General features: G+C 74.7%; 20 protein-coding genes. 4 read left to right on the top strand and 16 right to left on the bottom strand.

The features are described 5' to 3' along the window. Positions 1-21: 21 nt before the first annotated feature. From AC069K_RS24735 to AC069K_RS24725, 3 genes are all read right to left on the bottom strand, one after another. Complete coding sequence (locus AC069K_RS24735; protein WP_358831239.1) at positions 22-147, bottom strand: ALQxL family class IV lanthipeptide; 126 nt, start codon at positions 145-147, stop codon at positions 22-24. Between the two features lie 76 nt (positions 148-223). Continuing rightward, the gene (gene lanL, locus AC069K_RS24730; protein WP_478619886.1) at positions 224-3,049 is read right to left on the bottom strand and encodes a class IV lanthionine synthetase LanL; all 2,826 of its coding nucleotides are present in this window, start codon (positions 3,047-3,049) and stop codon (positions 224-226) included. A 97-nt stretch (positions 3,050-3,146) separates the two neighbouring features. Next, the gene (locus tag AC069K_RS24725) at positions 3,147-3,338 is read right to left on the bottom strand and encodes a hypothetical protein (RefSeq protein WP_365101692.1); all 192 of its coding nucleotides are present in this window, start codon (positions 3,336-3,338) and stop codon (positions 3,147-3,149) included. A gap of 223 nt (positions 3,339-3,561) precedes the next feature. Here AC069K_RS24725 and AC069K_RS24720 point away from each other — a divergent pair, with 223 nt between their 5' ends. The 3 genes from AC069K_RS24720 (at position 3,562) to AC069K_RS24710 (ending at position 6,507) form a co-directional block, all read left to right on the top strand. Then, entirely contained in the window at positions 3,562-4,638 is a 1,077-nt protein-coding gene (locus AC069K_RS24720) for a hypothetical protein (RefSeq protein ID WP_478619884.1), read from the top strand. A gap of 228 nt (positions 4,639-4,866) precedes the next feature. After that, positions 4,867-5,976, top strand: a complete 1,110-nt coding sequence (locus AC069K_RS24715) for a mechanosensitive ion channel family protein (RefSeq protein WP_478619882.1) — start codon at positions 4,867-4,869, stop codon at positions 5,974-5,976. Between the two features lie 150 nt (positions 5,977-6,126). Further along, positions 6,127-6,507, top strand: a complete 381-nt coding sequence (locus AC069K_RS24710; protein WP_365101700.1) for a DUF779 domain-containing protein — start codon at positions 6,127-6,129, stop codon at positions 6,505-6,507. 23 nt (positions 6,508-6,530) lie between these two features. Here AC069K_RS24710 and AC069K_RS24705 read toward each other — a convergent pair whose 3' ends face one another. The 12 genes from AC069K_RS24705 to AC069K_RS24650 form a co-directional block, all read right to left on the bottom strand. Further along, on the bottom strand, positions 6,531-7,700 hold the full coding sequence (locus AC069K_RS24705) for a winged helix DNA-binding domain-containing protein (RefSeq protein ID WP_478619877.1): 1,170 nt from the start codon (positions 7,698-7,700) through the stop codon (positions 6,531-6,533). After that, positions 7,697-7,891 (bottom strand): hypothetical protein, encoded by a 195-nt coding sequence (locus AC069K_RS24700; protein WP_101391222.1) that lies wholly within the window; start codon positions 7,889-7,891, stop codon positions 7,697-7,699. The genes AC069K_RS24705 and AC069K_RS24700 overlap by 4 nt, the downstream gene beginning before the upstream one ends. A gap of 145 nt (positions 7,892-8,036) precedes the next feature. Continuing rightward, complete coding sequence (locus AC069K_RS24695) at positions 8,037-8,903, bottom strand: phosphatidylinositol-specific phospholipase C/glycerophosphodiester phosphodiesterase family protein (protein WP_478619874.1); 867 nt, start codon at positions 8,901-8,903, stop codon at positions 8,037-8,039. Between the two features lie 331 nt (positions 8,904-9,234). Next, positions 9,235-9,891 (bottom strand): ABC transporter ATP-binding protein, encoded by a 657-nt coding sequence (locus AC069K_RS24690; RefSeq protein WP_365101711.1) that lies wholly within the window; start codon positions 9,889-9,891, stop codon positions 9,235-9,237. Further along, entirely contained in the window at positions 9,884-10,795 is a 912-nt protein-coding gene (locus tag AC069K_RS24685) for an ABC transporter ATP-binding protein (protein WP_478620058.1), read from the bottom strand. Before AC069K_RS24685 ends, AC069K_RS24690 begins: the two co-directional genes overlap by 8 nt. A 41-nt stretch (positions 10,796-10,836) precedes the next feature. Further along, positions 10,837-11,712: an ABC transporter permease gene (locus AC069K_RS24680; protein ID WP_478619870.1), complete on the bottom strand. Its 876-nt coding sequence runs from the start codon at positions 11,710-11,712 to the stop codon at positions 10,837-10,839. Further along, positions 11,705-12,670 (bottom strand): ABC transporter permease, encoded by a 966-nt coding sequence (locus AC069K_RS24675; protein WP_365101936.1) that lies wholly within the window; start codon positions 12,668-12,670, stop codon positions 11,705-11,707. Before AC069K_RS24675 ends, AC069K_RS24680 begins: the two co-directional genes overlap by 8 nt. A 23-nt stretch (positions 12,671-12,693) precedes the next feature. Continuing rightward, positions 12,694-14,298: an ABC transporter substrate-binding protein gene (locus AC069K_RS24670; protein ID WP_365101717.1), complete on the bottom strand. Its 1,605-nt coding sequence runs from the start codon at positions 14,296-14,298 to the stop codon at positions 12,694-12,696. A 108-nt stretch (positions 14,299-14,406) separates the two neighbouring features. Next, complete coding sequence (locus tag AC069K_RS24665) at positions 14,407-15,504, bottom strand: acyl-CoA dehydrogenase family protein (protein WP_478619865.1); 1,098 nt, start codon at positions 15,502-15,504, stop codon at positions 14,407-14,409. After that, complete coding sequence (locus AC069K_RS24660; protein ID WP_478619862.1) at positions 15,501-16,694, bottom strand: acyl-CoA dehydrogenase family protein; 1,194 nt, start codon at positions 16,692-16,694, stop codon at positions 15,501-15,503. Before AC069K_RS24660 ends, AC069K_RS24665 begins: the two co-directional genes overlap by 4 nt. Then, positions 16,691-17,659: an NADPH:quinone oxidoreductase family protein gene (locus AC069K_RS24655; RefSeq protein ID WP_365101726.1), complete on the bottom strand. Its 969-nt coding sequence runs from the start codon at positions 17,657-17,659 to the stop codon at positions 16,691-16,693. The genes AC069K_RS24660 and AC069K_RS24655 overlap by 4 nt, the downstream gene beginning before the upstream one ends. Positions 17,660-17,797: 138 nt before the next feature. Beyond that, positions 17,798-18,388: a helix-turn-helix domain-containing protein gene (locus AC069K_RS24650; protein ID WP_478619859.1), complete on the bottom strand. Its 591-nt coding sequence runs from the start codon at positions 18,386-18,388 to the stop codon at positions 17,798-17,800. 130 nt (positions 18,389-18,518) lie between these two features. On the opposite strand from AC069K_RS24650, the gene AC069K_RS24645 reads away from it, so the two are divergent. Then, a complete protein-coding gene (locus AC069K_RS24645) occupies positions 18,519-19,433 on the top strand; it encodes an SDR family oxidoreductase (protein WP_478619856.1) in 915 nt (304 codons plus the stop codon). 12 nt (positions 19,434-19,445) lie between these two features. On the opposite strand, the gene AC069K_RS24640 is transcribed toward AC069K_RS24645, so the two are convergent. Continuing rightward, positions 19,446-20,282: an enoyl-CoA hydratase/isomerase family protein gene (locus tag AC069K_RS24640; RefSeq protein ID WP_478619853.1), complete on the bottom strand. Its 837-nt coding sequence runs from the start codon at positions 20,280-20,282 to the stop codon at positions 19,446-19,448. Positions 20,283-20,323: the final 41 nt, after the last annotated feature.

Genomic DNA, 20,323 nt, shown 5'->3' with positions numbered 1-20,323 from the left:
CCCGTCCCCTCCACCGGTGGGTCAGCAGCCGCTCATGTGGATGCGGCAGGAGGTGATCAGCGCGGCGGCGTGCTCCTCGCCGCCGAGGCTCTCGGTGCGGACGTCCTCGGGCAGGACCTGGAGGGCGTCGATGTCGTGCTCCATCATGATGGGCTCCTTCGTTCGGTGGTGCGTGCCGGGCCCGGCGGGTCCGGCGGCCGGCGGCCGGGTGGCCGCCGGAGTCTCAGGGGTGGGCGCGTTCGCCCTCGGGCAGCCAGGCGCGGGGGCCGCCGAACCGCAGGCGCAGCAGCAGCGAGAGGCTTCCGCCCAGGCCGGTGGCGTACTCGGCGAGCACCGTCCCGCGGTTCTCGTCCGGCACCAGCAGACGGCCGTCGTGGAGGACCGCCTGCGCGGCCAGATGTTCCACCAGCAGCTCCGCCGCGGCCCGGTGGTGCGCCTCGCCCGTCAACTCGGCCGCGTCGAGAAGGAATTCGGCGTTGCCCGCCAGCCCGTGGCAGGTCGAGGTGGAGTCGGTGGCCCGGCCCGCCCGTACGGCGAGGGCCGCGCCCTCCACCAGGTCGCGCAGGGTGTCGTCGTGGGCGCCGGTGGCGGCCCAGAGCCGGACCAGGAAGGTGCCCGCTCCGGACGAGCCGTTGCACCAGTGCCGGGCGAGCTCCGGGGCGTCGCAGAGGTGGCGGGCGCGGTCGACCGGCCACAGCGCGCCCGCGGGTCCTGAGCGGGCCGCGGCGGTCAGGGTGGCGCCCGCCTCGACCGCCGCGTCGAGGAAGCGCTCCTCCCCCGTGGCCCCGGCCGTCAGCAGCAGGAAGGTGCCGACGCCGGCCACGCCGTGCGCGAAGCCGTAGTGCCAGGCCCCCGCGAGGGCGGACGCGAAGTCCTCCGGCACCGGCCAGAAGGTTCCCTCGGGGGTGCGCCGGGCCGCCGCGAGCAGCCCGTCGGCGGCCCGTACGGCGCGGTCGAGGAAGCGCGGGTCCCCGGTGGTGCGCCAGAAGTGCAGCTGGGCCAGGCCCGATCCGGCCGCGCCGTGGCAGACGTCGGGGTTGGGCCACTCGACGGGCAGGGCCAGGGCGAGCGTGGTGGCGCGTGCGGCGAGCCGGGGGTCGTCCAGGGCCCGGGCGGCGTCCAGGAGCGCCCAGGCGGTGCCCGAGCGGCCGAAGTGGAGGCCGGGAAGGTCGCTGGGCAGGGCGTCCTGCCGGTCCGCCGTCCAGGACGCGGCGGCCGCCAGCCCCGCGCGCAGCGCCTCCCGGGTGACGGCCGGGGAGCCGTCGTCCTCGTCCCAGTGGCGCAGGGCCCGGGCCAGGACGCTCACGCCGCCCGCCGAGCCGTGCTGCACGGCCACCGGGTCGCAGGTCCCGCCGAACGCCTCCGCGGGCCAGAGCCGTTCGGGGTGGCCGGGCCGCAGGGTGGCGAGGAGGTGGGCGAGGCCGTCGTGCAGCAGCCGGGCGCGGGTGGGCGCGGCTTCGGCCCGCTCCACCGCAGCGGCGGGTACGGCCGTCGGCGGGCTGGCTTCGCCGAGGAAGCGCCGTGCCCGCTCCAGGGTCCAGCGGTCGGCGGGCGCGTCCCGCATCAGCCCCCGTACCAGCGGCGAGAACCGGCGTACGAACGGGTTGTCGCGGGCCAGCAGTTGCACCAGGGCGGCCAGCCGCTCCTCCTCCGGCCGGGCCGGCCCCGCGCCCGGCAGGTCCGGCGCGAAGAGCGGGTCGGCGCCGCTCAGGGCGTGCAGGATGGTCGCCCCCAGGGCGTACAGGTCGACGCCGGGTGCCGCCGCGGGCGCCACCTGGTCCAGGGCGCGCAGTTCGGGTGCGGTGTAGCCGGGGGTGGCGCCCAGGACCCAGCGTTCGCCCTCCGGCGCCGCCATCTCCAGGTCGATCAGCACGAGGCGGCCCTCCGGCGTGACCATCACGTTGTTGGGGTTGAAGTCGTGGAGGGTGACGCCGAGTCCATGGGCGGTGGCGACCAGGCCGACGAGCTGCCCCACCAGCGAGTCGGCCGTACGGTCGTCGGGGCAGCCGGTCCCGTCCCGTGTCAGCCGGTCCGCGACCGTGCGCCGCAGGGTCGCCCCCGGGACCGACTCGGCGGCCAGGAAGGTGCTGCCCTGCTGCTCGAAGACCTCGACGAGACGGGGGACGCGGTCCGGGTGGGTTCGCCCGGCGCGGTCGAGCAGGGCCGCCTCCCGGCGCAGCAGGTCGCGGACGTCGAGACCCTCCAGGCCCGCTCCCACGTGGGGCCGCGCCTGTTTGACGACGACCTGGACGCCGGTGGTGGTGTCCTTGGCGCGGAACACCCCGCCCTTGTTGGAGTGCTGGATGGCGCCGCGTACGAGGTAGCGGTCGTGCAGCAGGACCGGTTTGGCGGTGGCCGTGCTGCGCGCCGGGGCCGCCGGGCGGTCGGGGAAGGGGTCGCCCGCCCAGGCCGGCGGGCTGAACCAGGCGTTCCGCTCGTCCGCGACCGGGCGCCCCTCGGGGTCGGTGAGCCGGGCCGCGAAGCAGCCGTCGGCGGTCAGGGCGGGCACGGCGGAGAACACGCCGTACCGGTAGTACACCTGGCTGCCGGGGCGGTAGCGGCGGTCGGAGAGGACGGCGGGGCCGGGCAGACCGGCCGTGGCCAGGTGCAACTCCTCGGCGAGCAGCCGGAAGTGGTCGTCGTCGGCGGGGTACACGGTGAGGAACTTGCCGCCCCCGCCGCGCTCGTAGCGCCCGGAGACCAGGGCCGCGACGCGGGCGGGGGTGCCGGCGAACTTGAAGGCGGCGCGGTGGGCGAGGAGCACGTCGGCGGACCGGGCCAGGGTCACGGGCGCGGAGAGCGGGGTGGCCGAGACGTGGAGCTTCCAGCCCTGGGCGCGGCGGGCCGTCCCGGCGGGGACCACATGGCACCAGAAGTCGCCCGGTTCCACGGTCCAGTCCGTCTCGCCGTCCGGCGCGGACCGGGCGACGGCCGCGCGGACCACGTCGGGCAGGAGCGCGAGGTCCGCGGGGCGTTCGGCGCGTACCCGGCGGGGGCCGGGGAGGGCCGGGGACGGGGCGGGCGGCGGTGCCGCGGGCAGGGGTGACACGCTCTTCGACCTCGCAGTTCACGGGTGGTGTCGGGCGGGCTCGCAGGGGCCCGGGCGCGCGGGCGGCGCGGGGCAGGCGGGACCTTCGCAATACGCCCTAGTGCTGGGGCCGGACGTAGTCGTCGCCCCAGCTGGTGTCGAGGATGCTCGCGGCGACGGTCGTGGTCGCCGCCGTCCCACCGCCCCGCACTCCGGCCGCCGTCCCTGGTCCGCCGGCCGCCGCGGTGACGTACGCGCCACCGACCAGCAGGGCGGTGAGGACGAGAAGACAGCGGAGTGCTCGGGGCATGGCACGGCTCCAGGGTCGGGAGGTCGTCGACCGGCGACGGTTTCGTCGTACGGCCGCCGGGGCGGGCGGCCGGGAAGGTATCGGGTCCGGAATGTCGGCCTGGCGGGGTTTGCCCGGCCCGACGGTCAAAGTCCATCCCGACGAGCCCTGTGGGTCCAGCTCTTCGACCTGGCAATAGCCTGCATGGCACGGAAGTAGCACGGCCGCATCGCGGGGGAAACACATGGATATCGGGACAAGCTTCAACGGTTTGCCGCAGGTGGACGCGAGGGCCGTCGCCGTCTTCGAGTACGTGCTGGCGCGGGGCAGCCTCAAGGGCTGGCCGCCCGACGCCTCCCCCGGACTCGGCCTCTCCCAGGCGGAGGTAGAGGCGGCCTGCGACACCTTGATGACGCTCCGGCTGCTCCGCCCGGCTCCGGGCAGACCCGAGGAGCTCATACCGGTCAGCCCCGACGCCGCCGCGGCCGAGGTGGTGGGCCCGCTGGAGGCCCGGCTCGCCCGGGACGCGGCGCACGCGCAGGCCGTACGCGACGATCTGCGCTCCCTGATGCCCACCTACCGCGCCGTCCGCCGCCGGCGCGGCCACCGGGAGGGCATCGACGTCCTGCCCGACCTGTCCGCGGCCTCCGCGATGCTCACCGAGGCCGCGGCGGACTGCCGCGAGGAGGTCTTCAGCATCCAGCCGGGCGGCGGGCGCGCGCCCCACCGCCTCGGGGACGCCATCGACCGCGATCTGGCGATGCTCCGCCGCGGCGTCCGGATGCGGACGCTCTACCAGCACTCGGCCCGCGCCAGCCTGTCCACCCAGGGGTATGTGGAGACGCTCGCCGAGGCGGGCGCGGAGTACCGCACGGCCGCCGAACTGCCGGACCGGGCCGTGGTGTTCGACCGGGCGGTGGCCTTTCTGCCCCGCCGGGCGGACGGCGGGTCCGGCGAGGGCGCGGTGCTCGTCCGGGACCCCGATGTCGTCGCCTACCTGTGCCGGGTGTTCGAGCAGCACTGGTCAGGAGCCACCCCGTTCCTGGGCACCAGCGAGGCCGCGTACAAGGAGGTCGGGCACAGTCTGCGGCGGGCGCTGGTGGGACTGCTCGCCGAGGGCGCCAAGGACGAGGTCATCGCCCGGCGCATGGGCATGTCGCTGCGCACCTGCCGCCGCCACATCGCGGAGCTGCTGGAGGAGCTGGGCGCCGAGAGCCGTTTCCAGGGCGGTGTCCTCGCCGAACGGGCCGGGCTCGCCGTACCCGCGGAGTCCTTGGTTCCGGAGCGGCGGTGCGGCTGCGGGGAGACCGGGCGTGGATGAGCCGCGGGTGGTCCGCGTGACCCCGGCCCACCCGCGCCGCCGTCGCGTCCATGCGGCAGGATGGCAGCCCGTTCGGTGCCTCCGCGAGGACCCCGAACGGCGCTTCACGCACGACGAACTGACAGGTGACAAGATGGCGACACTTCACATACAGCCGCCGGTGACGGCCCTTCCCACGGTCCTCCTCCCGGTCCTCCTCCCCGCCCGTCGCACCTCGGAGGGGGTCCGTTGACCCGGGGCCTCGTCCTGCACGACTGGGTGGCCGCCGGTATCGCGATGGCCGCGGGGCTCGTCGCCGCGGTGCTGCTGCGGGCGCTGCTGCGCTGGCTGGGCAAGCACGCGCTGAGGACGAAGTGGCGCGGGGACGACATCGTCGTCGACGCGCTGCGTACCGTCGCACCCTGGGCCGCCGTCATCGCGGGGGCCGCGGCGGCGGCCTCGGCCCTGCCGCTCACCACGCGTATGGCGGCGATCGCCAACCACTCGCTGACCGCCCTGCTCATCCTGATCGCCACGCTCACCACGGCCCGGGTGGTCGCGGATCTGGTGCGGTCGGTGGCGCAGTCGCGGACCGGGGTGGCCGGGTCGGCCACCATCTTCGTCAACATCACCAGGGTCGTGGTGGTGGCGATGGGCTCGCTGGTCGCCCTGGACATGCTGGGCATCTCCATCGCCCCGCTGCTCACCGCACTCGGCGTCGGCGGCCTCGCGGTCGCGCTGGCGCTCCAGGACACCCTCGCCAACCTCTTCGCGGGCGTGCACATCCTCGCCTCCAAGACCGTGCAGCCGGGTGACTACATGCGGCTCAGCAGCGGCGAGGAGGGGTACGTCGTCGACATCAACTGGCGCAACACCGTGGTGCGCAACCTGTCGAACAACCTGGTCATCATCCCCAACGCCCGGCTGGCGCGGACGAACATGACCAACTTCAGCCGCCCGGAGCAGGAGCTGTCGATCCTCGTGCAGGTGGGCGTCGGCTACGACAGCGACCTGGAGCACGTCGAGCGGGTGACCCTGGACGTGGTCGACAGCGTGATGGCCGACATCAACGGCGCGCTCCCCCACCACGAGGCGGCCGTCCGCTTCCACACCTTCGCGGACTCCCGGATCAACTTCACGGTGATCCTGGGGGTGGGCGAGTTCAGCGACCAGTACCGGATCAAGCACGAGTTCATCAAGCGCCTGCACCAGCGCTACCGCGCGGAGGGCATCTCCATCCCGGCGCCGACCCGGACGGTCTCCCTCCACCACGACGACCAGGCCTTCTCCTCGCCGGTCCCGTCCCCGCTCGCGGTCCCGCACCCCCGCGAGGCGCCGGACTCGGCGCGGCAGTCCTAGGGCGTGTTGCGCGAGTCCCGCCTGCCCCGCGACGCCCGGCACGCGCGCGCTTTCGCGACGCGCCCCAGCGGTCCGCAACGTGTCCGCAACCCCGCCCGTGGTGGGGTTGCGGCATCCGCACGCCACGCAGACCGAAGGGCCGTGATCCCCATGTCCGCCAGGAACACGGAGGACGGGCCCGGCGCCCTCCCCGCGCGCGTGGAGCTGACCCCCGCCGCCGAGGGGCTGCTGCGGCGGCTGCGGGCCGCTCACGGGCCCCTGATGTTCCACCAGTCGGGCGGCTGCTGCGACGGCAGCGCGCCCATGTGCTACCCGGACGGCGAGTTCCGTACGGGAGGCTCGGACGTCCTGCTGGAGAACCTGGCCGTCGACGGCGTCGAGGAGCCGGTCCCGTTCTGGATCTCCGCCGCTCAGCACGAGGCGTGGCGGCACACCCGGCTGATCGTCGACGTCGTCGAGGGGCGCGGCAGCGGCTTCTCGCTGGAGGCGCCGGAAGGCGTGCGCTTCCTCATCCGCTCGCGTCTCCTCTGAGCCTGCGCGCCCGCGGGCGCGTCCTACGCGCAGAGCCCGCGCTCCAGCGGGGTCCGGAAGCTCGGACGGATCCGTACGTCCCCGAAGAACTCCGTGATCCGTGCCGCCTCGGCGTCCACGGCCCGCTGGGCGGCGGCGCCCACGTCCTCGAAGACCCGGGTGACGATCTCGCCGTCCGGGCGCTGCGCCCAGCCGCCGACGATCCGGCCGTTCCACCACACGGAGGGGCCGATGTTGCCGGTCTTGTCGAAGAGTTCGGCCTTGTGGCCGGTGTCCAGGTACCAGTCGCGGTGGCGCCAGCCCATCGGGGTCGGGTCGAGCGCCGGGAGCAGCGCGGCCCAGGGTTCGGGCGCGGGCGGCGCGTCCAGTTGGTGGGGCAGGGCGTGACCGGGGCCCTCGTCGAGGTCGACGCCCACGGCCTCGGTCCCGGCCAGGGCCCTGCGGGTCTCGGTCAGCGTCCAGCCCGTCCACCACTTCACGTCCTCGGTGGTGGCGGGGCCGAAGGCGTCCAGGTAGCGGGCGGCGAGCTCGGTCCTGGCGGTGTCGGCCGCGAGCTCGGGGTGCGGCTCCGCGACCGTCCAGCGGAACTGGCTGGACGCCCAGCTGCCGAGGGGCCGCCCGCGCCGGATGCGGCCCTCGGCGGCCAGGACGCCCAGGAAGCGGCTGGTGATGCGGGGCTTCGCCTCGTACGGTTTGCCGGCCGCCATGACGATCTGCGCCTTCAGGTCCGGTACGTCCTCGGCCAGTTGCGCCGCCGTGGCCTCCCCGCGCTCGGCGAGGGCCGCGAGGACCGCCTTCTCGGTGGCGGCGAACCACCGCGCGTCGAAGCCGAGTTGTTCGCCGATCACCTTCGCCAGATCCGCGCGCAGCCGGACGGCGACGGCCCTGACCGCCGCCGCGTCGGCGACCGGGGCGAGCTCCGTGGGCAGCACGAACATCGTGCGGCGCATACAGAGCATGCGCACGAGTGAGTGGTCCTCGTACAGGGCCCGTTCCAGCTCCGCCACCGAGGCCGTGCCCGTGCGCGCGGCGACCGCCAGGAAGACCGTGGCGGGATCGGTGGCGTGCAGCGCCACCAGGGCCCGGGCCACCTCCTCGGGAGTGCTCGCGCGCGTGGCGGGCGTGAGCAGATGGCGGGGGCCGAGGCGGGCGCGCCGCGCCTCGGCGGTGATCCTCCGGCGGACCGATGTCATGGTCTGAGGCTACCGACCACGCTCGCCGTGGCGTTGAGCCCGTCCTGGATCGTGGGAGCCATGCTCGTACCGGCGAGGAAGAAGCCGAGCAGCACGCAGACCATCGCGTGCGAGGCCTTGAGCCCGCCGCTGCGCAGGAAGATCACCGCCAGCACCACGAGCAACAGCACCACCGAGATCGAAATGGCCATGGCCAACCTCCTCCGCCGCGCCGGAATTGCGGCATTCGGCGGCCAGTGTGGCGGAGGAGGCGGGCCGGTCGGGCGTATGGCGTGTCCGCCGTACGGGTGCTGTTGGCGGGTGACGTCCCGTCATGGAGGCGGGTCCGGCCCGGGTCTACTCGCCGTGGGCGCGCAGGAAGGCCTCCAGGCCCGCGAGGTCGTCGGTGTTGATGTGGTCGACGTCGGCGGCGAGCAGTTCGCGCCACAGCGCGTCCCGCTCGGGCCCCGGCAGGTCCGGAGTCGCCCAGAACCGCACCCGCTGCCGGTGCGCGTGGGCCCGCGCGACGAACGCCCGCAGCCTGCGGCGTTCGGCGGCCGGGAACGGGCCGGCGCCCAGCCAGGTGAAGCTCTGCGTCCAGTTGCCGCTGACGAGCGGGATGAAGGCGGCGGTGGCTGCCGTGCCGAGGTCTTCCGGGCGGCCGTCGTAGAAGGCGTGGCGCACCTGCTGCGCCTCCATGGGCGCGCGGGCGCCGCGGTCGCCGGAGACGACGGGGGTGACGGCGCCGGGCGTGACACGGCCGTACGCGTAGGTGCTCAGCATGCGGCGGTACGGGCGCAGCCGCCGGTCGAGTTCCCGGTAGGCGGCGGCGCCGTCGGTCTTGATGTCCACCAGGAGCTGTACGGGCCGGTGGTGGCCCCGGTACACCGATCCGTGGTGGGCGCGGACCCGGGCCATCAGCGGGTCCAGGTACAGCCTTTCCAGGGTTCGCCTCGGGTCGAGGCCGGCCGGGTCGTGGGCCACCAGGAGCTGTCCGTCGACCAGGAAGACATCGGCCTCGACGCTGGTGAAGCCGTGGGCGAGGGCGTCGAGGAGGGGGTGCGGGTGCTCGTAGTCGTTGTGCGCGTGGGCCCGGCGCAGCGGCCGGGGCCCGCCGGGGCGGGCGCCGGGGCGCTCGGCCGCGGTGGCGACGGGTGCGAGGGCGGCGGTGGCGGCGGCCGCGGCGAGGGCGGCGACGGCACTGCGGCGGGTCGGTCGGGCCATGGCGTGCTCCCGGGGGGCGCGGGGACGGGCGGACGCGACCGAGTATGCGTGCGGGCCCGGCCCGACCGGCAGCCTGCTTCGCGGAGTTGGCCGGTACTTCACCGGCGGGTCACCCCGGCGGTCACCCGGGCGGTCTTCTCCGGGAGGGGGCCCGGCGACGCGTACGCCCGCCGAGCCGCAGCCGGGGCACCGGCCGCCCCGCACGGACAACCGGCCCCCTTGCGGGACGTCCGCAGAAAGCGACGGGACGCGCACGGGAGGAGTCGTCGCCCGCGGGGACGGGCCGGGACGCGGCGGCGAGCCGCCTCAGGACCCGTCCCCAGCAGGCACGTTACTGCGACAGCTCGCCCCACTCGGCCCCCCGGTCGCACCACCGCGCCAGCAGGGTGCGGTCGTGGCCCACGGCCAGGAGCGAGGCGGACGTCTCGCGCCGGTAGCGTTCGACCACCGCCACCAGGGCCGCCGTCGTGGAGGCGTCCAGCATCGCCGTCATCTCGTCGCAGACCAGCAGCCGGGGGCGCAGGACCAGGGCGCGGGCCAGGCAGGCGCGCTGGAGCTGGCCGTCGCTGACCTCGTGGGGGCGGCGGTTGAGCAGGTCGCCGCCGAGGCCGACCAGGTCGGCCAGTTCGTCGACGCGCTCGCGGACCTCGATCCTGCGGCCCGTCGCGCGCAGCGGCTCGGCGACCAGGTCGCGCAGCCGCAGCCGGGGGTCGGCGGCGAGCCGGGGCGACTGGAAGACGACCCCGACCGCGGTGCGCCGCGCGCGGGGGGCGCGGTGGCGCCACTCGGTGACCAGGGCGCCGTCCAGGGTGACGGTGCCGTTGTCCGGCCGGTGCAGCAGCGCCGCGACCCGGGCCAGGGTGGACTTGCCGCAGCCGCTGGGGCCGAGCAGACCGACCGCCTCGCCGGGGGCGACGGTCAGGCTCGCCTCGCGGACGACCGGGCGGCCGCGCTCGTACCCGGCGGTGATGTTCTTCAGGTCAAGCACGGCCGGGCTCCTCCAGGTGGTGACAGGCGACCTGGCCGTCGAACGGCGGCAGGGTGCCGCACCGGTCGGTGGCCCGTTCGCAGCGGGGAGCGAACGCGCAGCCCTCCGGGAGGTCGCCCAGCTCGGGCGGCATCCCGGGAATGGGCGTGAACGCCCGCTCCGCAAGCGCGTCGAGCAGGCCCCGAGCATACGGGTGACGGGGTCCGCTCCCGCCGAAATACGAGGTGGCATCGGCGAGTTCCACGACGCGCCCCGCGTACATCACGGCCACCCGGTCGGCGATCCGCTCGGCCGCCGCCAGATCATGGGTGATCATCAGCAGCGCCCGGCCCTCGTCGGCGGTGCGGCGCAGTTCGTCGGCCGTGCGGTCCACCAGGTCGCGGTCGAGGCCGGTCGTCGGCTCGTCCGCCAGCAGCAGCGGCGCGTCCCCGACGAGGGCGAGCGCGGTCGCGGCCCGCTGGGCGAGGCCGCCGGACAGCTCGTGCGGGTAGCGGTCGAGGTGGCCGGGCGGGAAGGCGGCCCGCGCGGCGGCGGCCTCCGTCGCCGCGCGCAGCTCGCGCCGCGGGGTGCGGGTGAGTTCGCGCAACGTCTCGGCGAGCTGGGCCCGTACGGTCCGCACCGGGGTGAGGTGGGCGGCCGGGCTCTGCGGTACGAGACCGACGCGGCGCCCCCGTACCGTACGCGCGAGGGTGCGTTCGTCGGCCGCGAGCAGGTCGAGGGGGTCGCCGCCGCCGTGCAGCACGGCGCTGCCGGCCGTCTCGGCGTTGCCGGGCAGCAGGCCGAGCAGGGCGGCGGCGAGGACGGACTTGCCGCAGCCGCTCTCGCCGACCAGGGCCAGGCACTCCCCCGCCGCAAGGTCGAAGGAGACGTCGGTGACGGCGGCGACGTGGTGCCCGCCGCGCATCCGGAAGCGTACGGACAGGCCGCGTACCGCGAGGACCGTGGTCACAGCATCAGCTCCGATCGGCGGCGCGGGTCGAGGCGTTCGCGCCAGGCGCCGGCCAGCCCCGCGACCGCGAGGGTCGGGATGATCAGCAGCAGGCCGGGGAAGAGGGTCGGCCACCAGTGGCCGGTGAGCAGGGAGCCGCGGGCCGACTGGACGAGGTTGCCGAGGCTGGCCTGGTGGCTGGGCAGGCCGAGGCCGAGGAAGGAGAGCGCGGACTCGTGCCACATGGCGTGCGGCACCATCAGCACCGCGGCGAGCCCGGCCTTGGGCAGCACGCCCGGCAGCAGATGGCGCAGGGTGACCCGCAGCCGGGAGGAGCCGCCGGAGATCGCCGCGTCGATGTAGGGGCGCGAGCGCAGGGAGAGCACTTCGGCGCGCACGATCCGGGCCGTGGACAGCCAGTGCGTCAGGGCGACCGAGGCGATCACCGGCCAGACCCCGGGCCGGAACATGGCGACCACGAAGATGCCGAGCAGCAGGTGCGGCACCGAGGAGAACACGTCCACGACGCGCATGACCAGCCGGTCGGTCCAGCCGCCGAGGGCGGCGGACGCGGCGCCGACGACCGTGCCGACGAAGGTGGCGACCAGCGCGGCCACGACGCCGACCAGGAGCGAGATCCGCAGCCCGTACACACAGCGCAGCAGGAGGTCGCGGCCGACGTCGTCGGTGCCGAACGGGTGCCCGGGGGAGGGCGGCAGGAGCTTGTGCGAGAGGTCGACGGCCTGCTGGTCGAGGTGGGCCAGCGGCGGTACGAGGAGGACGGCGAGGACGGCCGCCGCGAGGATCACGGCCGAGGTGCGCACCTTGAGGGCCCGGGTGGAGCGGCGTACGCGGCCGTGCGCGCGCCACCGGAGTTCGGTGGTGTCAGCCATCGAAGCCCACCCTCGGGTCGGCGAGGCCGTAGAGCAGGTCCGACAGGAGGTTGCCGAGCAGGACGGCGGCGGTGGCGAGCACGGTCAGGGCGGCGAGCAGCGGGAAGTCCACGGAGGTCGCGGCCTGCACGGTGGCGGCGGCGATCCCGGGCCAGCTGAAGACGGTCTCCACCAGCAGGGCGCCGGTGATGAGTTCGGGCACGCGGGAGCCGACGAGGGTGAGCATCGGCAGCATGCCCGAGCGCAGGGCGTGGCCGAGCAGGACGGTCCGTTCGCTCAGGCCGCGCGCGCGTGCCCCGCGTACCGGGTCCTCTTCCAGCGCGTCGGCGACGCCCTGGCGTACGTACAGGTAGAACCAGGGCAGTTGGGAGATGCCGAGGACGGCGGCGGGCAGCACGAGGTGGCTCGCGACCTGGCCGGTGGTGACGGTGTCGCTGGCCGTGTCGGTCAGTCCGCCGGCCGGCAGCACGTCCAGCTTCAGCGCGAAGAACCAGATGGCGAGGAGTCCGAGCCAGAAGGCGGGCGCGGCTTCCAGGGTGTACGCGAGGGAGCTGACGGCCCGGTCGAGCAGGCCCCCCGGGCGGCGCGCCGCGAGCACGCCGAGCCCGGTGCCGAGGAGGACCGCGACGAGGAAGGCGGTGGCGGCGAGCAGCACCGACCAGCCGAGCCGTTCGCCGATGACGTCGGCGACCGGCTGGCGCAGGACGGCGGAGTCGCCGAGGTCGCCGGTGAGGGCCGCGGTCAGCCAGTTCCACCAGCGGGTGAGGAGGGGCTGGTCGACGCCGAGGTTGGCGCGCAGCTGGTCGAGGTCGTCCTGCGAAGCGGTGAGGCCGGCGGTGCCGGCGTAGGCCTTGACCGGGTCGAAGGGGGAGGCGGCGGCCACGGCGAAGACGCCGAAGGTGACCACGAGCAGGACGGGGGCGGCGAACAGGGTCCGCCGCCCCGCCATCCGTGCCATCGGCCCCCAGGGGAGGCGGCGGCTCACTTCTTGGGCGCCCAGGTCTCGACGTTCCACCAGGGCCCGGAGGCGAGGCCGTGGTCGTGCGGCTCGGTCTGGGTGGACAGCCCGTCCCAGCGGTCGGACACGACGTAGAGGTGGTCGATGTGGGTGAGGAAGGTGTAGCCGGGGTCCTTCACCAGTTCGCGCTGGATGGTGTCGTAGGCGGCCTTGCGCACGGCGGTGTCACCGCTTCGGCGGGCCTCGTCGAGCGCCTTGTCGACGGCCGGGTCGGTGTACCACGCCATGTTGTTGAAGCCGTCGCCCGCCAGGGAGGACTTGAGCAGCGTGTACTGGTCGAAGTCGGGGTCGGCGGGCGAGCCGCCGCCCGCGAGGACCGCCTCGTCCTTCATCTTCGGCTCGATGACCTCCCAGGTGCCGGACCGGGTGGTGACCGCGATGCCCGCCTTCTTGGCGTCGGAGGCGTAGGCGAGGGCGTGGTCCTGGCGGAGCTTGTCGCCGGAGAGGTACCAGAGCGGGAAGGCGGCGCGGACGCCGTCCTTCTCGCGGATGCCGTCGGGGCCGGGCTTCCAGCCCGCCTCGTCGAGGATCTTCCGTGCGGCGGCCGGGTCGTGGGGCCGTTCGGTGCCGCGGGCGAACCAGGGGCTGCCGGTGGGGACCGGTCCGTAGGCGGGCTTGCCCGCGCCGTCGAGGATCTTGTCGACCATCGCCTGCCGGTCGACGGCGAGGTCGAGCGCGCGGCGCACGGCGGTGTCGCCGGTGACCTTGTTGCCGGTGGGCAGGGTCACGTTGCGGTAGTCGTAGGTCTTCGCCGTCCAGGTCTTCTTGTGCTTGTCCTTGGCGAAGCCCTGGGCGAGGGCGGGCGGCAGGATGGCACCGTCGAGGTCGCCGGAGCGCAGCCGGGTGGCGCGCACGTCGTCGTCCTTGATGACGGCCATGGTGAACTTCTTCACCTTGGGCGCGCCGCCCCAGTACGACGGATTGGCCTCGAAGGCGATCTTCTCGCTCCTGGACCACTTGAGGAGCTTGTACGGCCCGGTGCCCACGGGGGCGGTGGCGAAGGCGCCGGTGTTGACGTCCTGCCTGCCCGCGATGTGCTCGGGCACGATCGGCAGCACGGTGCGCTGGGCGAAGGGCGCGTAGGGGTACTTGAGGGTGAAGACCACCGTGGCGTCGCCCTCGGCGCGCACGTCCTTGATGGCGTCGAGTTCGCCCTTGGAGGGGTTGTTGGTCTTGGGGTCGAGGATCGTCGTGTAGGTGAAGACGACGTCCTTGGCGGTGAACGGCTTCCCGTCGCTGAACGTCACGCCCTTGCGGAGCCTGTACGTGTAGGTCAGCCGGTCGGCGCTCACCTCGGGCAGCGCGACGGCGAGCGCGGGCCTGAGCGCCATGTCCGCGTCGAGGGTGAGCAGCCCGTCGAAGATCTTGGAGTTGCCGTCCTTGCCGTAGCCGAGGAGCGGGCTGAGCGTCTCGGGCTCGTAGGCGATGCCGACGACCGCCGAGTCCTTGGCGCCGCCCTGCCCGCCCTCGCCGGGGTTGGAGCAGGCGGCCGCGGTGAGGGCCAGTGCTCCGGCCAGCGCCGCGGCGCCCGCTCCTCGTATCGCCCCGCGGATCGAACGGGCCGCCATGCCCCACACCCCTTATTGAAGATCGACTGTTATTGCGAATGGCTCGCAACAGCTCGCCATTTAAACAGTACGCAAAGGGGTGGTCAAAAACGGGACACTCGTCGCGGACTACGCGGGTCCGGGCAGCCCCACGATCTCCGCGACCGACGCGCGGTGCTCCCCGGCCGAACCCAGCGCGCTCTGCGCCGACTTGGCCCGCTTGAGGTAGAGGTGCGCCGGGTGCTCCCACGTCATCCCGATGCCGCCGTGCAACTGCACGCACTCCTCGGCCGCGCGCACCGCGACCCGTGAGCAGTACGCCTGCGCGACCGCCACCGCGAGCGGCGCGTCCGGGCTCCCGGTCGCCAGCGCGTCGGCCGCGTTGCGCGCCGCGGCCCGCGCCGAGACCACCTCCAGCCACAGCTGCGCCATCCGGTGCTTGAGCGCCTGGAAGGACCCGACGGGCCGGTTGAACTGCTTGCGGTCCCGGGTGTACGCGACGGTCTCCGTCAGGCACCACTCGGCGACGCCCAGTTGCTCGGAGGCGAGCAGCCCGGCCCCGGCCAGCAGGCCCCGGCGCGCGGCGGCCAGGCCGGTGTCCGCGTCGGCGAGGAGCGTGCCGCGCGCCCCGTCGAGGCAGACGTCGGCGAGCGGGCGGGTGAGGTCGAGCGGAGTGAGCGCCGTCAGGGCCGCCTCGCCCGCCTCGACCGCGTAGAGGCCCCGCGCGGTCGGCACGAGCAGGACGTCGGCGGTGGCGGCGTCCGCCACGGTCCGTACGGTCCCGACGAGCCCGTCGCGCGGCCGCAGCGAGCCGGGCCCGTACGAGAAGGGCACGGCCAGCGCCGCCGTCCTGCGCCCGGACGCCAACTCGGCCAGCAGAGAGGCCACTTCGGGGGTTGCGGCACCGAGGCCGAGCAGGGTCTCGGTGGCGACGACGGCGCTGGTGAGGTACGGGACCGGGGCGACGCTCCGGCCGATCTCCTCCAGGACCACCGCGGCCTCGCGGTGCCCGGCGCCCTGGCCGCCCAGCTTCTCCGGCACCAGCAGCCCCGCGAGCCCCATCTCGGCGCCGAGCGCCTGCCAGAGGCGCGGGTCGTAGGGGGTGTCGGACTCGGCGCGGGCGAGCGCGGACGGGGTGTCGGTGCGGTCGGCCAGCAGGGAGCGCACGGCGGCCCGGAGGTCTTCCTCGGCCTCCGAGTACAGCAGGTCGGGGGCGGTCTCGGTCATCGGGCCAGGTCCTTCCAGGCGATGTCCTTGTCGTTGCGCGGCTCGGCGGGCAGCCCGAGGACGCGCTCGGCGACGATGTTGAGGAGTACCTCGCTGGTGCCGCCCTCGATGGAGTTGCCCTTCGAGCGCAGGTACCGGTAGCCGGCGTCCCGGCCGGTGAAGTCGACCAGTTCGGGCCTGCGCATGGTCCAGTCGGAGTACAGCAGGCCCTCCTGCCCCAGGAGTTCCACCTCCAGGCCGCTGATCTCCTGGTTGAGGCGGGCGAAGGCGAGCTTCATGCCCGAGCCCTCGGGTCCTGGCTGGCCGGCCATCAGCTGCTGGCGCAGCCGCTCGCCGGTGAGGCGCGCGACCTCGGCCTCCACCCAGAGGGTGAGCAGCCGCTGGTGCAGGTCGTGGGTGCGCAGGTCGGGGCGCTCGCGCCAGGTCCGCGCGACCGGCCCGATCATGCCGCCCTCGCGGGGCAGCCGCATCCCGCCGATGGAGACGCGCTCGTTCATGAGCGTGGTCTGGGCGACCTTCCAGCCCTCGCCGACCGCGCCCAGGCGGTGGGCGTCGGGGATGCGGACGTCGGTGAGGAAGACCTCGTTGAACTCTGCCTCGCCGGTGATCTGGCGCAGCGGGCGCACCTCGACCCCGGGGTCGGTCATGTCGCAGATGAAGTAGCTGATGCCCTGGTGCTTGGGCAGGCCGGGGTCGGTGCGGGCGATCAGGATGGCCCAGCGCGCGAGATGGGCGCTGGAGGTCCACACCTTCTGCCCGTTGACGATCCAGTCCTCGCCCTCGCGCACGGCCCGGGTGCCCAGCGCCGCGAGGTCCGAGCCGGCGCCCGGCTCACTGAACAGCTGGCACCACACCTCCTCGCCGACCCACAGCGGCCGCAGGAACCGCCGCTTCTGCTCCTCGGTGCCGTACTTGAGCACGGTCGGCGCGGCCATCCCGAGACCGATCCCGATCCGGCGCGGGTCGTTGTCGGGCGCGCCCGCCGCCGTCAGCTCCGCGTCGACGACCGGCTGGAGCGAGCGCGGCGCCCCGAGGCCGCCCAGGCCCACCGGGTAGTGCACCCAGGCGAGCCCGGCGTCGAAGCGGGCCCTGAGGAAGTCGAGCGGCTCGGTGGTCGCGGGCGGGTGGGCGGCCAGCAACTCCCGGGTGAGGGCGCGCAGTTCCGCCGCGTCGGGCTCGCGCTCGCTCATCGGCCCGCTCCGTCCGGGAGCACCACGACGCGGCCGGTGGTGGTGCCGTCCGCGACCCGCTGGACGGCCGCGGCGGCCTCCCGCATCGGCACGCGCTCGCTGATCAGCGGCTTGACCGCGCCCTTGGCGGCGAGCTCGGTCAGCTGCTCGTGGCAGCGCAGGATGGACGCGGGGTCCTTCTGCGCGTACAGCCCCCAGTGCAGTCCGACGATCGAGTAGTTCTTCACCAGCGCGTGGTTGAGGGCGGGCGCGGGGATGCTGCCGCTGGCGAAGCCGACGACGAGGATGCGGCCCTCGAAGGCGACGCACTTGGCGGACTTGGCGTACGCGTCGCCGCCGACCGGGTCGTAGATCACGTCCGCGCCGCGCCCGCCGGTGGCCTCCTTCACGGCCGCCACGATGTCCTCGCCGCGCCGGTCGATGACCAGGTCGCAGCCCAGCTCCCGGGCGATGGCGGCCTTGTCGGCCCCGCCGACCACGCCGATGACCCTGGCCCCGGCCGCCTTGCCGAGCTGGACGGCAGCGCTGCCGACGCCCCCGGCCGCCGCGTGCACCAGCAGCGTCTCGCCCGCCCGGAGGTTCGCACGGCGGTGCAGGCCGAACATGCCGGTCTGGTAGCCGATGTGCAGGGCGGCGGCCTCGGCGTCGTCGAGCGCGTCGGGCGCGGGCAGCAGGGCGGCCGCGTCGGCGACGACATGGTCCGCGAGGCCGCCGAAGGGCAGCACGGGGTTGGCGATGACGCGCCGCCCGTCCTCGGTCTCGCCGCAGATCTCCACCCCCGGGGTGAACGGCAGCGGCGGCTTGATCTGGTACTGCCCCCGGCACAGCAGCGCGTCCGGGAAGTTGATGTTCGCGGCGCGCACCTTGAGCAGCACCTGCCCCGGGCCCGGGGTGGGGGGCTCGACCTCTTCGAGCCGCATCACCTCACCGGGCTCGCCGTTCTCGTGCACTCGCCATGCCTGCATTCGGGGCCTCCACGCGCCGTAGGTGCTGCGTACCCTTGCGCATCGCATACTAAGCGGTCGCTTGCCGCTGAGGGAACAGGTGCCGGGAAGGAACAGGTGCCGTGGAGGAAAGGAACAGGCGACGGGCGCTCCGACCCGTTACGAGCCCCCGCTCCGGGGCCGCGCCCGGACGTGCATCCGCTCCCCCTGGGGCCCGAACAGGCTCAGATACTCCACGGGCGCGTCCCCGGCCGGCCCGAACCAGTGCGGCAGCCGGGTGTCGAACTCGGCCGCCTCCCCCGCTCCCAGCACCACGTCGTTCCCGGCGAGCACCAGTCGCAGCCGGCCCGCCAGCACGTACAGCCACTCGTACCCCTCATGGATACGGGGCTCCGGCGGACAGGCCGCGCCCCGGTCCACCACCTTGTACGCCTGGAGCCCGCCGGGCTGGCGGGTGAGCGGCACCATGGTCTTCGCGCCGCGCACGATCGGTTTGGCCCGCACCCGGGGGTCCCCGACGGGCGGGGCACCCACCAGGTCGTCGAGCGGCACCTGATGGGCGCGGGCGATCGGCAGCAGCAGCTCCAGGCTGGGCCGCCGGCGCCCGGACTCCAGGCGGGAGAGCGTGGAGACGGAGATCCCGGTCGCCGCCGACAGGTCCCCGAGCGTGGCCCCGCGCTCCTTGCGGATCCGCCGGAGCCGGGGGCCGACCTCGGTCAGCACGTCGTCGAGTGCGCGGTCCTCGTCCATCCGCCCATTGCAGAAGCGGCAAAGGGGATTGTCAATCCGGCCGTACGCGACCGGTGCGGCCGGTCGAGGCCGTCCGGCACCCCTGCGCCGCGCCTGGAGTATTGCGGGGGTTGCCGGTAGGGATGCGCCCATGACGGACGACACCGCGCCCCCGGCCACCCCGCTCCCCGGCCTGCCCGCCCCTCCCCCGCCGGGCAGCAGCGCCCTCCCGCCGGGGACGTACGACGGGACCGTCGTCCTGGTGACGGGCGGCGGCTCCGGGCTCGGGAAGGCCATGGCCGCCGAGTTCGCCCGGCTGGGGGCGGACCTGGTGATCCTGGGGCGCGGGGAGGAGCGGCTGGCGGCGGCGCGGGCGGAGTTGGCGGCGCTCGGCGGACGCGTGACCGCGGCCGTCTGCGACGTACGGGAGCCGGAGGCGGTCGCCGCCGCCTTCGACCGGGCCGAGCACGAAGCCGCGCTGCCCGGTGTGCTCGTCAACAGCGCGGCCGCCAACTTCCCCTGCCCCGCCGAGGACCTGTCACCCAACGCCTGGCGCGCGGTCGTGGACACCACGCTGACCGGTACGTGGTTCACGACCCGCGAGTTCGGCCGGCGCCACCTCGCGGCCGGGACACCCGGGTCGGTGATCAACGTGGGGGCGTCGTACGCCTGGACGGGCGGTCCGGGGTTCGCCCACTCGGCGGCGGCGAAGGCCGGGGTGCGCACCCTCGTGGAGACGCTCGCGGTGGAGTGGGGGCCCTACGGCATCCAGGTCAACGGACTCGTACCGGGGCTCTTCCCGCACCCGGACATGCCCGGGGCCGTCCGGGCGGGGCTGGACACGGCGGCCGGGCGCGGTGAACTCGGCGCCCGCCAGCCCGCGTTACGGGTCGGCGAGCCCCGGGAGCTCGGCTGGGCGGCGACCTTCCTGGCCTCCCCGTACGCCCGTTTCATCAGCGGCCACACGCTGGTGGTGGACGGGGCGAACTGGCAGCGCCGCACGGTGGTCGCGGCGCCGGTGACGCCCGTACGGGAGCAGTTGGGGCGCGGGCCGTTCGGGACGTGAGCCGCCTCGCCGTCACCTGCCCTCGAACGTCGGCGGGCGGCGCGCCGCCTTCGCCGTGTAGCCCTCGCGCGCGTCCTCGGAGGTGAGGGTGAGGGCGGCGGCCAGGGCCGTACGGTCGAGGGCTTCGGCCAGCCCGGCGTCGGCGAACGCGTCGATGTTCCGCTTGACCGCCCGCACGGCGAGCGGGGCGTTGGCCGCGATCTCTTCGGCGAGCGCCCGCGCCTGCCTCTCCAGCTCGTCGGCGGGGGCGACGAGCTGGACGAGTCCGAGCCGTTCGGCGGTGGGCGCGTCGATCCGGCGGCCGGTGAGGGCCAGGAGCTTCGCCCAGCCCGCGCCCGCGTCCCGGGCGATCCGCAGGTCGCCGCCCGCGTCCACGGCGACCCCGATCCCCGTCTCGGGCAGCGCGAACACCGCGTCCCGCGCGGCGACCCTGACGTCGGCCATCAGCGCGAGTTCGAATCCGAAGCCCAGGCAGTGGCCCTGGACGGCCGCGACCACCGGCTGCGGCAGCCGCGCGAACGCGGCGAAGCGCTCATGGACCCAGCGGATGCCCTCGTGGTAGCGGTGGGTGCGCTCGGCCGGGGAGCGGCCGGTGATGGCGCCGCCCGGGGCGGTGACGTCGATCCCGGCGCAGAAGGCCCGTCCCTCGGCGCGCAGCAGTACGGCTCGGACGGCGTCGTCGAAGCGGACGCGGTCGGCGAGGATGCCGAGCTGGCGGCTGGACTCCCAGCTCCAGCCGTTGAGCTTCTCGGGGCGGCAGAGGGTGAGGATGCCGAGCCCCTGCCCGGTGACCTCCAGACGTATCCGCTCCTCGCCGTCCCGGATCTCCCGGTCGAGGGTGTCGATCACACCGGGGCCCCCATCCCGTAGCAGAACCGGAAACTGACGCA

It is taken from the genome of Streptomyces sp. NPDC043908 (genome assembly GCF_056435525.1).
The sequence above is the reverse complement of the archived record's forward strand: the minus strand, read 5'-3'. Positions and strand labels throughout refer to the sequence as shown.